14 protein-coding genes, 1 rRNA gene and 1 pseudogene are annotated in these 13,449 nt (G+C 76.0%); 6 read left to right on the forward strand and 10 right to left on the reverse strand.

Translation table 11 applies throughout. The features are described from left to right. Positions 1 to 3: 3 nt before the first annotated feature. Genes ACGFIR_RS27350 through ACGFIR_RS27370 form a run of 5 tightly spaced genes read right to left on the reverse strand, consistent with a single transcriptional unit; the run spans position 4 to position 4,224 of the window. On the reverse strand, positions 4 to 924 hold the full coding sequence (locus tag ACGFIR_RS27350) for a YbhN family protein (protein WP_393147996.1): 921 nt from the start codon (positions 922 to 924) through the stop codon (positions 4 to 6). Positions 925 to 982: 58 nt separating this feature from the next. Next, positions 983 to 1,807 (reverse strand): SAM-dependent methyltransferase, encoded by an 825-nt coding sequence (locus ACGFIR_RS27355; protein ID WP_393008766.1) that lies wholly within the window; start codon positions 1,805 to 1,807, stop codon positions 983 to 985. Next, positions 1,804 to 2,841 carry a glycosyltransferase family 4 protein gene (locus ACGFIR_RS27360; RefSeq protein ID WP_393147998.1) on the reverse strand — a complete coding sequence of 346 codons (1,038 nt, stop codon included), beginning with the start codon at positions 2,839 to 2,841 and terminating at the stop codon, positions 1,804 to 1,806. The genes ACGFIR_RS27355 and ACGFIR_RS27360 overlap by 4 nt, the downstream gene beginning before the upstream one ends. After that, the gene (locus ACGFIR_RS27365) at positions 2,842 to 3,240 is read right to left on the reverse strand and encodes a 6-pyruvoyl tetrahydropterin synthase family protein (protein ID WP_393148000.1); all 399 of its coding nucleotides are present in this window, start codon (positions 3,238 to 3,240) and stop codon (positions 2,842 to 2,844) included. Between the two features lie 3 nt (positions 3,241 to 3,243). Then, a complete protein-coding gene (locus tag ACGFIR_RS27370; RefSeq protein ID WP_393148002.1) occupies positions 3,244 to 4,224 on the reverse strand; it encodes a dehydrogenase in 981 nt (326 codons plus the stop codon). 92 nt (positions 4,225 to 4,316) lie between these two features. Here ACGFIR_RS27370 and ACGFIR_RS27375 point away from each other — a divergent pair. Continuing rightward, positions 4,317 to 5,094 (forward strand): annotated as a pseudogene (locus tag ACGFIR_RS27375) (CDP-alcohol phosphatidyltransferase family protein); the annotation flags it as partial. Between the two features lie 18 nt (positions 5,095 to 5,112). Next, the gene (locus tag ACGFIR_RS27380) at positions 5,113 to 6,807 is read left to right on the forward strand and encodes a sulfatase-like hydrolase/transferase (RefSeq protein ID WP_393148036.1); all 1,695 of its coding nucleotides are present in this window, start codon (positions 5,113 to 5,115) and stop codon (positions 6,805 to 6,807) included. 149 nt (positions 6,808 to 6,956) lie between these two features. Here ACGFIR_RS27380 and ACGFIR_RS27385 read toward each other — a convergent pair whose 3' ends face one another. The 3 genes from ACGFIR_RS27385 to ACGFIR_RS27395 form a co-directional block, all read right to left on the reverse strand. Next, positions 6,957 to 7,547 carry a GerMN domain-containing protein gene (locus tag ACGFIR_RS27385; RefSeq protein WP_393148004.1) on the reverse strand — a complete coding sequence of 197 codons (591 nt, stop codon included), beginning with the start codon at positions 7,545 to 7,547 and terminating at the stop codon, positions 6,957 to 6,959. A gap of 116 nt (positions 7,548 to 7,663) precedes the next feature. Continuing rightward, on the reverse strand, positions 7,664 to 9,019 hold the full coding sequence (locus ACGFIR_RS27390; protein ID WP_393148006.1) for a sensor histidine kinase: 1,356 nt from the start codon (positions 9,017 to 9,019) through the stop codon (positions 7,664 to 7,666). After that, positions 9,016 to 9,690, reverse strand: a complete 675-nt coding sequence (locus ACGFIR_RS27395; RefSeq protein WP_393008755.1) for a response regulator transcription factor — start codon at positions 9,688 to 9,690, stop codon at positions 9,016 to 9,018. Before ACGFIR_RS27395 ends, ACGFIR_RS27390 begins: the two co-directional genes overlap by 4 nt. Positions 9,691 to 9,864: 174 nt before the next feature. On the opposite strand from ACGFIR_RS27395, the gene ACGFIR_RS27400 reads away from it, so the two are divergent. The 3 genes from ACGFIR_RS27400 to ACGFIR_RS27410 all read left to right on the forward strand — a co-directional run bounded on the left by ACGFIR_RS27400 (position 9,865) and on the right by ACGFIR_RS27410 (position 11,230). Then, entirely contained in the window at positions 9,865 to 10,239 is a 375-nt protein-coding gene (locus ACGFIR_RS27400) for a hypothetical protein (RefSeq protein ID WP_393148008.1), read from the forward strand. Further along, the gene (locus tag ACGFIR_RS27405; RefSeq protein WP_393148010.1) at positions 10,236 to 10,868 is read left to right on the forward strand and encodes an STAS domain-containing protein; all 633 of its coding nucleotides are present in this window, start codon (positions 10,236 to 10,238) and stop codon (positions 10,866 to 10,868) included. The genes ACGFIR_RS27400 and ACGFIR_RS27405 overlap by 4 nt, the downstream gene beginning before the upstream one ends. Before the next feature lie 62 nt (positions 10,869 to 10,930). Continuing rightward, a complete protein-coding gene (locus ACGFIR_RS27410) occupies positions 10,931 to 11,230 on the forward strand; it encodes a BON domain-containing protein (protein WP_393008749.1) in 300 nt (99 codons plus the stop codon). 9 nt (positions 11,231 to 11,239) lie between these two features. On the opposite strand, the gene ACGFIR_RS27415 is transcribed toward ACGFIR_RS27410, so the two are convergent. Then, positions 11,240 to 11,989: a DNA-formamidopyrimidine glycosylase family protein gene (locus ACGFIR_RS27415; RefSeq protein ID WP_393148012.1), complete on the reverse strand. Its 750-nt coding sequence runs from the start codon at positions 11,987 to 11,989 to the stop codon at positions 11,240 to 11,242. A gap of 82 nt (positions 11,990 to 12,071) precedes the next feature. Between ACGFIR_RS27415 and ACGFIR_RS27420 the strand changes: the two genes are divergently transcribed. Next, positions 12,072 to 13,148 carry a spore photoproduct lyase family protein gene (locus tag ACGFIR_RS27420; protein WP_393008745.1) on the forward strand — a complete coding sequence of 359 codons (1,077 nt, stop codon included), beginning with the start codon at positions 12,072 to 12,074 and terminating at the stop codon, positions 13,146 to 13,148. A gap of 64 nt (positions 13,149 to 13,212) precedes the next feature. Here the strand turns inward: ACGFIR_RS27420 and rrf are convergent. Further along, positions 13,213 to 13,329 (reverse strand): 5S ribosomal RNA (gene rrf, locus ACGFIR_RS27425). Positions 13,330 to 13,449: the final 120 nt, after the last annotated feature.

Below are 13,449 nucleotides of genomic sequence, written 5' to 3' on the forward strand. Positions count from 1 at the left end.
TCGTCAGTCGGTGGGCACTCGGGCACGGCGGACCAGCAGGACGGCGGCGCCGGGTAGGCTCGCGGCGAGCACCAGCGCCCCGTACACCGTGGCGGTGGCGACGCCCTCGGCGGCGCTCAGGCCGGCGGCGCCGAACGCCCACGCCGCCACGCCCTCACGCGGGCCGAAGCCGGCGACGTTCGCCGGCACCCCCATGGCCAGCAGCGCGAGCAGCGTCAGCGGCACCAGCAGGGCCAGCGGCGCGGTGGAACCGGCGGTACGCGCGGCCAGCACGAACGTGGCCAGGTGGCCGGCGACGGCCACGGTGGAGGCCACCAGCACGCCCAGCCAGGCGCGCCGGCCGAGCAGCCCGCCGCGGACGTCGGCCGCCGCCGTACGCGCCGCGCGCGCCCACCGCGACGGCCCGGCGGTGGGCAGCACGCGGGCGAGCAGGACGACGCCCAGCCCGGCCGCCACCAGCAGCGCGGCCACCACCGGCAGGTGGGGCCGCACCGGCGACGGGAGGACGGCGAGCACGACCACCGCCACGGCGGCCAGCACGACCTGGCCGGCGGCGCGTTCCCACACCACCGCGCGCACGCCGCGCCCGACGTCGCCGACGTCGCGGCCGTGCCGTACGGCCCGGTGCACGTCGCCGAGCACGCCGCCGGGCAGCGTCGCGTTCAGGAACAGCGCCCGGTAGCAGTGCGCGACCGCCGTCGGCAGCGGCAGTCGCACGCCGAGCCCCGCCGCGACGAGGCTCCACCGCCAGGCGCAGCAACCCGTGGTCACCGCCCCGATGCCGACGGCGGCGGCCAGCGCCGGTACGTCGATCAGGCGCAACCCGGCGAGGAACGGGCCGGTGCCCAGCCAGCCCAGCAGGACGGCCAGCACGCCCCCGCCGCCGAGCAGCCGCGCCCAGGGCCAGCACCCGCGCGCCGCCATCCGGGTCCTCCCCCGACGCTCGCCCCGCCGGTGCGCACGTGCCGGCGGGGCGCCCGGTTCACCCACAGCCGGCCAGCAGGTCGAGATGGTCGACCAGGACGTCGAGCCGGCCGGCGGCGATCTCGGCACGGCGACGGCGGGCGTACGCGCGGGTGGGGCCGGTCAGCTCGGGCCGCTGCTCGCAGGCGGCGTCGAGCCAGCCGGTGAACCACTCGCCGGCCAGCTCCGCCTGCTGTGGGCCGAGCCGCCACGGGCTGGGTCGCAGGAGCACGTCGACGCCGTGCCGGGCGAACGCCGCCGCGCAGGCGTGCACGGCGTCCGGCCCCAGCAGGGTGCGCCCGTCGACCGTACGACGCTGGTGGTCGTCGAACGCGGCGGCGACCGGCCCGTCCCAGGGATCCGCCGGGCTGAGCCGGACCCGGCCGGTCACCGACAGGGCCAGCAGGGCCGGGCGGCCCACCGTGGCGCAGACCGCGACGAGCCGCTCGACCTCCGCCGCGGTGAGCATGTCCAGCAGCGCGGACGCGGTGAGCAGCGACGCGTCGGCCAGGTCGGCGGCGGTCAGCCGGGTGAGGTCGCCGCGTCGGGTCTCGGCGGTGACCGGGGCGCCGTCGCCGGCGGTGGCGGGCATCCCGGCGGCCGCACGGGCGAGCAGGTCGGCGTCCCGGTCGTGCAGGATCCAGTGCTGCGGGCCGGGCAGCAGCGGCGCCAGCCAGCGGGCCATGGACCCGGTGCCGGTGCCGAGGTCGTGCACGACGAGCGGCCCGGCGCCGGAGAGCCGGCGGCGGACCACGTCCACCAGGTCCGCGGCGCGGGCCGCCGCGTCGGCGGGCTCCCGCAGCGCCAGCCAGCGCGCGAAGTCCGGCGGCAGGTGCCCCGTCACGCCGCCACCGCCCCGGCCAGCACCGCGCCCGTGACGCTCGCGGGGACGGCCCAGTCGTCGAGCGTGCGCCGCCGTTCGCGCGCCGCCCGCCGCAGCGCCCGGCGCAGTTCGGGCTCGCCGAGCCAGCGCCGCAGCGCGCCGGCCAGGGCCGCCGCGTCGTCGGGCGGCACGAGCAGTCCCGGCGTCGCGCCGTCGGGTGCGCGCCCCAGGGCCTCGGGCACCCCGCCCGCCGCCGTGGCGAGCACCGGCACGCCGCGTGCGAGGGCCTCGGTGACCACCATCCCGTACGTCTCCCGGCGCGACGGCAGCACCAGCAGGTTGGCGGCGGCGTACGCGGCGTGCAGGGCCGCCCCGGTGCGCGGGCCGACCAGGCGCACCCGGTCGTCGAGACCGTGCCCGCCGACCTGCCGGCGCAGGACCGCCACGAAACCCGGGTCGCGGCTCAGCGGCCCCACGCAGACGCAGCTCCAGGGCAGGTCGGCGACGGTCGACAGCGCCTCCACCAGCACGTCGTGCCCCTTGTGCGGGGCGAGGGCGGCGACGCAGAGCAGGTGCCCCCCGGCCGGCGACCCGGACGCGGGCGGGGCCGGGTCCACGCCGGGCCGGGCGACGTGCACCCGGCCGGCCGGCAGCGCGTACCGGTCGAGCAGCCGTTGCCGGGTCCACTCGCTGGTGGTGACGACCGCGACGGCGGCGGCCAGAGCGGCGCCCTCGGCGTCGTGCTCCAGCGGCAGGTGCACGAGGACGACGAGGCGCAGTCGCCGGGCGTGCGGGCCGAGCACCTCCGGCACGCACGAGGCGACCAGCCCGTCGAGCAGGACGCACGCCCCGTCGGGCAGCGCCGCGAGCACCCCGGCGACTCCGGCGCGCGCGGCCCGGTCGGGGTGGGGCCAGTCACCGGGTACGGCGTGCTCGCGGACCGTCCAGCCGGCCGCCGCGAGGCCCCGGCAGAGCCGGCGGTCGTAGCCGTTGCCGCCGCTCGGCTCGGCCGGGTCGTCGACGTCGTTGGGCAGCACGACGTGCACCGTCGCCACTCAGAGCGACCGTTCGTAGCTGGCCCAGGCGACGTGCGACTCGTGCAGCGTGACGCTGATGCCGGCCAGGGCGTGGGCGCCCGCGCCCAGGTCGCCGGCGCGTACCCGCTCGGCGAGGCGGTCGGCGACCCAGCGGGCCAGCACCTCGGTGGTGGTGTTCACCCCCGCGAACGCCGGGTCGTCGTCGAGGTTGCGGTAGGTCAGCTCCCCGAGCACCGCCCTGAGCTGGGCGGTGGCCAGCCCGATGTCGACCACCACGCCGTCGGCGTCGAGGTCGGGGCGGCGGAAGGTGGCGTCGACGACGAAGGTCGCCCCGTGCAGGCGCTGTGCCGGGCCGAACACCTCGCCCCGGAAGCTGTGGGCGATCATCATGTGGTCTCGGACGGTCACGCTGAACACGGGTCACTCTCCGTCGTAGGTGATGAGGTGGCACAGTGCGGGGAGGCTGCCGGCGGCCAGTCGGGCCAGCACGTCGGGCAGCTCGGCGAAGCGGGACTCGCCGGTGAGCAGCGCGTCGAAGGCGGGATCGGCGAGCAGCTCCAGGGCGAGCGCCAGCCGGTCGGTGAGGCTCCGGCTGCCCCGCCGGGCCGGCGCGACGGCGCCCACCTGGCTGCCGCGCACGGTCAGCCGACCGGAGTGGAACGCCCCGCCCAGCGCCAGCGCGACGGTGCGGTCGCCGTACCAGCTCAGCTCGACGACCGTGCCCTCCGGCCGGAGCAGTTCCAGCGAACGTTGCAGGCCGGCGGCGGTGGCGCTGGCGTGCACCACGAGGTCGCGCCGGCCGGCCGCCCCCTCCGGCGGGGCGAAGTCGACGCCGAGCGCGGTGGCCACCCGCGCCCGGGTCGGGTCCGTGTCGACCAGTTCCACCCGTACGCCGGGGAAGCGGGCCAGCAGCGCCGCCACGCAGCAGCCCACCATGCCGCCGCCGACCACGCTCACCCGGTCGCCGACCAGGGGCGCGGCGTCCCACAGCGCGTTCACCGCCGTCTCCACCGTCCCGGCGAGCACCGCGCGGGCGGGCGGCACCGCCTCGGGTACGGGCACCACCGCGCCGGCCGGCACCACGTACGCGCTCTGGTGCGGGTGCAGGCAGAAGACCGTCCGGCCGCGCAACTCGGCGGGCCCCTGCTCGACGACTCCCACGTTGAGGTAGCCGTACTTCACCGGCGCCGGGAAGTCGCCCTCCTGGAACGGGGCACGCATCGCCGCGTACTGGTCGGCGGGGACGCGGCCGGCGAAGACCAGCGTCTCCGTGCCCCGGCTGACACCCGAGTACCGGCTGCGCACGAGCACCTCGCCCGGACCGGGGGCGGCGAGCGGCACCGACCGGATCTCGCCCGTGCCGGGCGTACGCAGCCAGAAGGCGCGCGCCTCACCGGTCACCGGCTTCTCCTCACCCGCGTCCGGGGCGAACCGAACGGCGATGTTTCCCGTAGTTCCTGTCGGAAGTCGTCGATGATAGACACGGAGGTACGGTGCCCACGGTTCGAAACGGTCCCGTGATCGGATTCATCGTCCAGATTGCTCTGTTGGCGGCGCTGGCCGCGACGGTCGGCCTCGGGCCGGCGGGCTGGCTCGCCGGGACCGCGTACGGGGCGGTGCTGTGCCTGACCCTCGACCGGGGGCTGCGCGGGTCGGGTGCGGATCGCCGGGCGGGCGGGCGGCGCCAAGTCGGCCTCGGGCCGGCCGACCGGGTGACGCTGGCCCGGGCGCTCCTCGTCGGTGCCGTGACGGCGCTGACCGGGGACGCGCTCGCCGTCGACCGGCCGGCGGGCGGCGGGGTGCTGGTCGCCCTGACCGCCGTGGCGCTGGCCCTCGACGCCGTGGACGGCCACGTGGCCCGGCGTACCGGCACCACCAGCGCACTGGGTGCGCGCTTCGACATGGAGGTGGACGCGTTCCTCATCCTCGTCCTCGGCGCGGCCGTCGCGCCCACCGTGGGCGCCTGGGTGCTCGCCCTCGGCGCGATGCGGTACGCGTTCGTCGCCGCCGGGTGGGCGCTGCCCTGGCTGCGTCGGCCGCTTCCACCGAGGTACTGGCGCAAGGTCGTCGCGGCGGCGCAGGGCGTACTGCTGCTGGTCGCGGTGGCCGGGGTGCTGCCCGGGCGGGGCGAGGCACTGGTGCTGGCGGTCGCGCTGGTCCTGCTCGTCGAGTCGTTCGGCCGCGACGTCGGGTGGCTGTGGCGGCACCGCGCCGCCCGGGAGGTGCCGCCGGGCGTCCCGCACCGCCGGCCCCGGCCCGCGCCGGTACGCCCCGACCTCGTCACCGCCCATGACTGACCCGAGCGCGCCGCCACCCGCCGCCGACCGGACCTCGTCGCCGGCCGCCGTCGACCGTCCACCGGCCGCAGCGCCTGGCCGTACCGCCGAAGGAGCAGGCGGGCGGCGACGGGGCGCGGCGCGGGCGCCGACAGCGCTGGCCGCCCTGCTGGTGCTGGCCGCCCTGACCGCGCCCCACCAGCCCGCCCGGCTCACGCCCGGCGCGTTCGTGCGGGTACCCCTCGAAGGCCTGCTGGTCGTCGCCCTGCTGCTCGCCCTGCCGCCCCGCGCGCTGCGGCCGGTGGCGGCGTTCGCCGGCGCGCTGCTCGGGCTGCTGACCCTGCTGAAGGTCGCCGATCTCGGTTTCCTCGCCACGCTCGGCCGCCCCTTCGACCTCGTGCTCGACTGGGCCCTGCTCGACGACGCGCAAGGTTTCCTCACCGACGCGGTCGGCCGGGCGGGCGCCGTCGGCGCGACCGTCGCGGCCGGGCTGCTGCTCGCCGCGCTGCTCCTCGCGACCACGCGGTCGATGCTGCGGCTGACCCCGCTGCTGGTCCGGCATCACGCCGCCACCCGGCGCACGGTCGCGGCGCTGGCGGTCGTCTGGCTGCTCTGCGCCGCGTTCGGCGTGCGGGTGTCGCCCGGTGTGCCGGTGGCCGACGCCGCCGCGACCGACCTGGTCGGCGCCCACGTGCTACAGGTACGCGACCGGCTGCGCGACCGCGAGGTCTTCGCGGCCCAGGTCGGTGTCGACCCGTTCCGGGACACCCCCGGCGACCGCCTGCTCGACGCGCTACGCGGCAAGGACGTGGTGGTCGCCTTCGTGGAGAGCTACGGGCGCGACGCCGTGGAGGACCCGGAGTACGCCCCGAGTGTGGGTGCCGTGCTGGCCGACGGGGACCGCCGGTTGCGGGCCGCCGGCTTCGCCTCCCGCAGCGGCTTCCTCACCTCGCCGACCACCGGCGGCGGCAGTTGGCTGGCCCACGCCACGCTGCTGTCCGGGATGTGGGTCGACAACGACCAGCGGCACCGCAGTCTGCTGGCCAGCGACCGGTTGACGCTGGGCGGCGCGTTCCGGCGGGCCGGGTGGCGCACGGTCGGCGTGATGCCGGCCGCCACCCGGCCGTGGCCGGAGGGGGCCTTCTTCGGCTACGAGCGCTTCTACGACGCGCGCAGCCTCGACTACCGGGGGCCGAAGTTCAGCTACGCCCCGATGCCGGACCAGTACACGCTGGCGGCCTTCGAACGGCTGGAGCGCTCCCGGGCGCAGCGTGCCCCGGTGATGGCCGAGATCGCGTTGGTGTCCAGCCACTCCCCCTGGACCAGGATCCCCCGCCTCGTCGACTGGTCCCGGGTCGGCGACGGGACCGTCTTCCACGACGCGAGCACCGGCAACCCGTCGTCGCAGCCGCGCGCCGGCTACCGCCGGTCCGTCGAGTACTCGCTCGGCACCCTGGTGTCCTATCTGGAGACCCACGGCGACGACGACCTGGTGCTGGTCTTCCTCGGCGACCACCAGCCCGCCCCGGTCGTCACCGGCGCACGGGCGAGCCGTGACGTCCCGGTCACCGTCGTCGCCCGCGACCCGGCGGTGCTCGACCGGATCTCGGGGTGGGGCTGGGACGACGGGCTGCGGCCGGGCCCGCGCGCGCCGGTCTGGCCGATGGACGCCTTCCGGGACCGGTTCCTCACCGCCTTCAGCGGCTGACGTTCCGGCCGGAAGCCGGGGGCCGGACGCCACGGCGGCGGCGCGTGGCCGCTCCGCGAGTTCGGCCGGTGTCAGCCGTCCGGGCGCGGGCCGGACGGCGTCGCTCGCGTTCGGCCACGATGCGCCCGCCGGTCGGCGGGTCGCCCCGGTCAACGGGGTGCCACGAGGCCGGCGTAGTCGTCGGCGGCGAGGGGACGCCGGGACAGCGACCCGTCGGCGCGCGGCACCCCCAGCGGGGCCCCGCCCCGGAAGAACCCCACGGTGTCGACGTCGGAGCGGGCCGTGAGCGTGCAGACGATCTGCCCGAAGGCGAGGACCTCGTCGCTGCGGCCCGTCTCGTCGCCGGCCCCGCCGAGGTCCACGTCGACCTCGGTGCCGCGCGGCCGGGCGACGGCCACCGGCACGGCCCCGGGCAGGGCCGTCGTGAGACCGGTGTCGCGTTCGGCGGCGGTCGGGCCGGCCAGCAGGTGCTGGAGCTGGGCGTCGACGGTGGGCGTGCCGTCGACGCGCCGTTCGACGCGGACCAGCCGGTCGTCCCGTACGAAGCAGAGGATCTCGGTCGCTCGCCCCGCCGTCAGGGTGGGGCTCGGCGTGGAGACGACCACCCCCGGCGAGGGGAACGGCCCGGGCGGGGGCGCCACGACGCGCGGGGTGTCCTCGACCGATACGCCGCAGCCGCCCAGCAGCCCGAGGACGAGCAGCGCGCCGCCGACGCCGCGCCACCGGCCCGCCCGCCTCACCCACGACCGGCCCGCGGGCGGGAGTTCTGCGGACGATTCACGGGCCACGGCGCGCGCAAGGTCCGCGGGCGATCGACGAGGCTCAGCGAGCGGAAGGCCCACGGGTGTGCGGCGGGTCATCGCAGTGCCCCGGGCAGTTCGACCCGGAAGCGGGCGCCCGCGCCGGGGCGGTCGCCCGCGCTGGCGCTGCCCCGGTGCGCGGCGGCGTGCTCGGCGACGAGGGCCAGCCCGAGGCCGGTGCCGTCGCCGTCGGCACGCGAGTTCGCGGCCCGGCCCCGGACGAAGCGGTCGAAGATGATCTCCCGGTCCTCGGGGGGCACGCCCGGCCCCTCGTCGTCGACCTCGACGATGCCCGTCCCGTCCCGCTGCGACAGTCGCACCGCCACCGGCCCGCCGCCGTGGCGCAACGCGTTGTCGACCAGGTTGGCCAGGATCTGCTCGACCCGGCGCTCGTCGACCAGCCAGGTGGGGGCGGTGTCCCGGGCCGTCCACACGAGCGTGTCCGGCAGGCCACGCGCCCGGCAGGCGCGGCGGGCCAGGGCCGCCACGTCCACCGGCGTACGGTCGACCGGCTGGTCGCTGCGGGCGAGCTGGATCAGGTCGTCGACCAGCTGCTGGAACCGGGTGATCTCGTCGGCCACCAGCTTTGCGGCGGTGGCGGTGCGGTCGTCGAGGTGTGCCCGGCGACGGGCCAGGACGCTGGCCGCGGCGGACAGCGTCTGCAACGGCGAGCGCAGCTCGTGGCTGACGTCGGCGGCGAAGCGGCGGTCCCGTTCGATGCGCCGGGACAGCTGGTCGACCATGTCGTTGAACGACGTGGAGAGCCGGGTGAGGTCCGGGTCGGTGGTCGCCGCGAGCCGGGCGGAGAAGTTGCCGGCGGCGATCTCCTGCGCGGCGTCGGCGACCGCCGTCAGGGGCCGCAGGCTGTGCCGGGTGGCGTACCAGCCGAGGGCTGCGCCGGAGCCGGCGACCACGATGGCGACGGCGGTCAGCGCCAGCGCCAGGACCCGCAGGGTCTGGTCCAGTTCGCGCAGCGACGTCAGCTCGTAGTAGCTGGTGGACGGTGCCAGCGGCAGGCCGACGAGCAGGGTGGGCTGGCCGTTGACCCGGACGCGCTGCACGGCCGGTTCCCCGGCGTGGACGAGCTGTTGCAGGTCGACCGGGATGGCGGCGGTCAGGCCGGCGTCGGCCGTGCGCGCGTACCAGTCTTCGCCGCGGTGCAGCAGCGGCCGGCGGTTGCCCCCGGTGTCGAGGGAGCGCAGCACCTCCACCACGTCGGGGGCCTCGGTGTCCAGGCCGCTACGCACCACCGCCGCGTCGAAGTACGCCACCCGCACGGCCGTACGCTCCCGCTCCTCGAGCAGTGACCGCCGGGTCAGCTCGTACGAGACCAGCGCCATGGACGCGGAGAGCAGCAACGCGCCGACGGCGAACCCGGCGGACACCCGGGCCCGCAGTCCGAGCCGCCTCACCGGGTCAGCTTGTAGCCGAGGCCGCGCAGGGTGACCAGGTGCCGGGGGTTGCCCGGATCGTCCTCGATCTTCTGCCGCAGCCGACCCACGTGCACGTCGACGAGCCGCTCGTCGCCGGTGTCGTAGCCCCAGACCCGTTGCAGCAGCTGGTGGCGCGACAGCACCCGGCCGGCGTGCTCGGCCAGCTCGCACAGCAGCCGGAACTCGGTACGGGTGACCGGCACCGGCCGGCCCGCCAGGCGTACCTCCCCGGCGTCCGGGCTGATCTCCAGCTGCCCGAAGGTGAGCACCGGTACGGGATCGGGCGCCGCCCGGGCCCGACGACGCAGGGCCCGCAGCCGCGCCGACAGTTCCTTGATCGCCACCGGCTTGACCACGTAGTCGTCGGCCCCGGCCTCCAGCGCCGCGACGATGTCGTGGGTGTCGTCGCGGGCGCTGACCACCACGATCGGCACGTCGTCGTCGCGGCGCAGCCGTCGGATGCACTCGAAGCCGTCCAGGCCGGGCAGCATCAGGTCGACCAGTACGGTGTCGGCCGGCTCCCGGCGCTGCCTCGCCAGCCCCTCCTCGGCGGTCGCCACGCCCCGGACGCGGTAGCCCTCGTCCTCCAGCGCGAGCAGCAGCGCCAGACGGATCCGGTCGTCGTCCTCGATCACCAGCACGTCCGTCATACCGGCATCATCCACAAGACGTCGAGCGCCGCCCAACCGCGTCCGGCGTTCGACGTTTTTGTCACGCAACTGTCATGCAACCGCGTGGCCGGCGCCACGGGCGGCACCGAGGGTGGTGGGGCACAGCGAGGGCTGGCTGTCGTCGGCCGGCCGGTCCCGCGGGAGGGGATCAGAATGACCGTCGCCGGTCTCGTCACCGCGCTCGCCGTCGGTCTGCTCGTCGCCTGCGTGGGCTGGTGGCTGACGCCGCGCCGCCGGGAGGTGCCGGTCTGGCTGGCGCTGGTGGCGGGAATCGTCACCGCGCTGCTCGGTGTCATCCTGGCCCGCATCGTCGGCCTCGACATCGACCGCTCCGACGCGTGGCGTGTCGGCGTGCCGGCCGGCTCGGCCGTCCTCGGCGTCGCCCTCGTGGCGGCCACGGCCGGCGGCCCGCGACGCGCCGCCGTCGCGCCGCCGGGAGCGGAGCGGGAACCCGACACCGCCCCGACGCCGCCGGTCGCGGGCCGGCGCCTGGCCCGTCCCGACCTCCCGTGGAGGAAGACACCATGACCGTCGTACCGGACGAGCACCTGATGACGTTGATCTGCGACAGCTGCGGGGACTCGACCACGGGCACCGCGTGCGTCCTGCCCGACGCCGAGGTCGTCTGGACCCTGGTGGCCGAACACGGCTGGAGCGGCTCGCCGTTCGCCACGGGCCCGCACCGCTGTCCCCGGTGCAGCCTGCCGACCGTCGGCGTGGGCGGCGACGTCACCGGGCCGGGCGGGGTGCTCGGCGTGGACCACCTCGACGACGTCCCGGTGGTCACGGCTCCCGGGGACACCGACGTCAACGAGCTGCGGCTCGCCCTGCGCGAGGCCGTGGACGTCTGCGGGCACGTGGTGGTCGACCTGACCCGGGTCCGCCTCATCGACGCCGGTGGGCTCGCGCTGCTCGTCCGGGCCCACCGCGACGCCCGCGAGCGCGGTGCCGTGCTCTGCCTGGCCGCCCCGTCCCGCTTCATCCGCACCGTGCTGCACACCATGCGGCTCGACGGACTGTTTCCGGTCTTCGCCAGCCCGGAGGAGGCCGTCCGCCGGCTCTCCCCGGGCGGGGCCGCCGGGTTGACGGCAGCCGGCGCCGGGCCGGGCTCGCGTGGGCTCGCCCAGACGGCGGTGTCCGACGCGGTGTCCCGCTGACCCGACCTCCTTCCGGCCCCGGGGCGCACCCCGGGGCCGCAGACCGTCCGAGAGGAAACACCATGCGCACTCCCTGGCCGTACCCGGAAGAAGGCGGCTTCCGCCCCGAGCCGCCGGGACCCGCGCCGGACGACGAGGACGGCCAGCTGGCGGCACTGGTCGCGCAGCGGTTGAGCAGCGACTGGGCCACCCGCCGCCAGCAGATCGTGGTGACCGTGCAGAACCGCGTGGTCATCCTCGCGGGCATCGTGGCCGGTCCGGAGAACCGCCGGGTGGCCGGCGAGATCGCCTGGGACGTCCCGGGCGTCGTGGACGTCTGCAACGCCCTGCGGCTCGTCAGGTCCCGTCGGCCCCGCCTCTGACCCGCGGCGTCAGGCCGCGGGCTGGTCGACCGGGCAGGCGTACGCCGTGCGACCGCCCAGTTGCCAGGCGCGCACGACGGCTCCGCAGCGACGGCAGGTCGGCCGCTTGTAGACCCACCGCTCGTCGGGCGCCGCCGGGTCGCTGACCACCTGGCCGGCGTCGCGGCCCAGCGTGAGGTACTCCACGGCGAGTTCCCACAGCCGACGGGCGGACGCCGGCCCGACAGCCCGGGCGGCCGGGTCGAGGCCGGCGAGGAAGAGCAGCTCGGCCCGCCAGGCGTTGCCGAGGCCCGCCCACACGGCCTGGTCGAGCAGCGCCGTGCCGACCGCGCCCCGGGCGGCGTCGAGCCGGCGTACGGCCTCCTCGCCGTCGGCGTCGGCGCGCAGCGGGTCAGGGCCGAGCGAGGCCCGCAGCGCGCGCTCGCCGCCGGCCTGGAGCGGCTCGCAGCGGATGGGCGCGATCAGGTCGTACGCGACGCCGGCGCCGGCCAGGCGCAGCCGCACGCCCGGGCGGGGCGGGACGGCCGGGTCGTCGTGGCGCAGGAACAGCCCGCGCATGCCGAGATGCACGTGCAGGGCCGGCGCGTCGTCGACGTGGTAGAGCAGGTGCTTGCCGTACGCCTCCACCGCCCCCAGCCGCCGCCCGTCGTACGGGCCCGGGTCCAGGCGCCCCTGCGGGCTGGAGACGGCGAGGACCTGCCCGGCGAGCGCGGCGTGCTGCTCGCGCGCGTACCGGTGGACGAGGTGGCCCTCGGGCATGCGTCGGCGTACCCGGGGGTTGCGCACGGAAACGGCGCGCCGGACGGGGAACATCGCCGATCGGTCCGGAGTTGTCCCATTCGTGACCGATTCCGTCCCGCACCCGCGGCTGTTCGACATCCGGCGGATCTACGTGGAGCCGGAGGCCGCCGCGCTGCCCCGTGGGCGGGCCGTGCTGGAGCGTTTCCCCGACGCTGAGCGCGTCGAGGTCGAGAGCCACTCCCGCATCCCTGAGCTGTACGGGGACGAGACGAACGTCGCCCGGTGGGTGCGGATCAAGACCGAGGCCCTGGTGCTGGGCGTCAAGAAGTCCCTCAGTGCCCGCCCGAACGGCCGCTCGGCCGACTTCATCGCCCCGTCCACGGCGAACGGCTGCGCGATGGCCTGCGCCTACTGCTACGTGCCGCGCCGCAAGGGCTACAGCAATCCGGTGACGGTCTTCGCCAACATCGACCGGATCAGCGGCTACCTGCGCCGGCACGTGGGTCGGCAGGGCGTGAAGGGCGAGCCGAACCAGTGCGACCCGACCGCCTGGGTGTACGACATCGGCGAGAACTCCGACTGCTCGCTGGACGCCCGGATCTCCGACAACGTCCGCGACCTGGTGACGCTGTTCCGGGACCTGCCCACGGCGAAGGCGACGTTCGCCACCAAGCACGTCAACCGCGACCTGCTCGACTGGGACCCGCAGGGTCGTACCCGCGTGCGGTTCTCGCTGATGCCGGCCCGGGACGCGAAACTGCTCGACATCCGGACGTCCCCGGTCCCGGAGCGGCTGGCCGCCATCGACGACTTCGTCGCGGCCGGCTACGAGGTGCACGTCAACCTCAGCCCGGTGGTCGTACGCGACGGGTGGCTGGACGACTGGGCGGAGCTGTTCGACCAGCTCGACGACGCACTCGGTCCGCGCGCCAAGGCGCAGCTCGCCGCCGAGGTCATCTTCCTGACCCACAACGACCGGCTGCACGAGGTGAACCTCGGCTGGCACCCGAAGGCCGAGGAGGTGCTCTGGCGGCCGGAGTTGCAGCAGCCGAAGCGGTCCCAGACGGGCGGGTGGAACGTGCGGTACCGCACCGGCCGCAAGGGCGCGTACGTGGCGGCGTTGACGGACCTGCTCGCCGCGAAGGCGCCGTACTGCCGCGTCCGCTACGCCTTCTGACCGGCGTCTTTTCCCGTAACGCAGTTCAGGGTCACCCCGAAGGGTGACCCTGAACTGGAAGATTGTCCGGCGGTGTCCTACTCTCCCACACCCTCCCGAGTGCAGTACCATCGGCGCTGGAGGGCTTAGCTTCCGGGTTCGGAATGTAACCGGGCGTTTCCCCTCCGCCATGACCGCCGTAACACTATCAACATATCAAACAACACCACACTCGTGGTCTGTTGTTCGTTTGCTGTGAGTTGCACAGTGGACGCGTAGCAGCTTAGTAGTCAAGTCCTCGGCCTATTAGTACCGGTCAACT

Source organism: Micromonospora sp. NPDC049051 (assembly GCF_043197575.1).
Classification (GTDB): domain Bacteria; phylum Actinomycetota; class Actinomycetes; order Mycobacteriales; family Micromonosporaceae; genus Micromonospora.

Excerpts from the sequence above, each read along its gene's own strand:
- ACGFIR_RS27410 (WP_393008749.1), top strand. The coding sequence starts at position 10,931 with ATGCGCACTCCCTGGCCGTACCCGGAAGAAGGCGGCTTCCGCCCCGAG.
- ACGFIR_RS27395 (WP_393008755.1), bottom strand. The coding sequence starts at position 9,690 with ATGACGGACGTGCTGGTGATCGAGGACGACGACCGGATCCGTCTGGCG.
- ACGFIR_RS27380 (WP_393148036.1), top strand. The coding sequence starts at position 5,113 with ATGACTGACCCGAGCGCGCCGCCACCCGCCGCCGACCGGACCTCGTCG.
- ACGFIR_RS27350 (WP_393147996.1), bottom strand. The coding sequence starts at position 924 with ATGGCGGCGCGCGGGTGCTGGCCCTGGGCGCGGCTGCTCGGCGGCGGG.
- ACGFIR_RS27400 (WP_393148008.1), top strand. The coding sequence starts at position 9,865 with ATGACCGTCGCCGGTCTCGTCACCGCGCTCGCCGTCGGTCTGCTCGTC.
- ACGFIR_RS27415 (WP_393148012.1), bottom strand. The coding sequence starts at position 11,989 with ATGCCCGAGGGCCACCTCGTCCACCGGTACGCGCGCGAGCAGCACGCC.
- ACGFIR_RS27405 (WP_393148010.1), top strand. The coding sequence starts at position 10,236 with ATGACCGTCGTACCGGACGAGCACCTGATGACGTTGATCTGCGACAGC.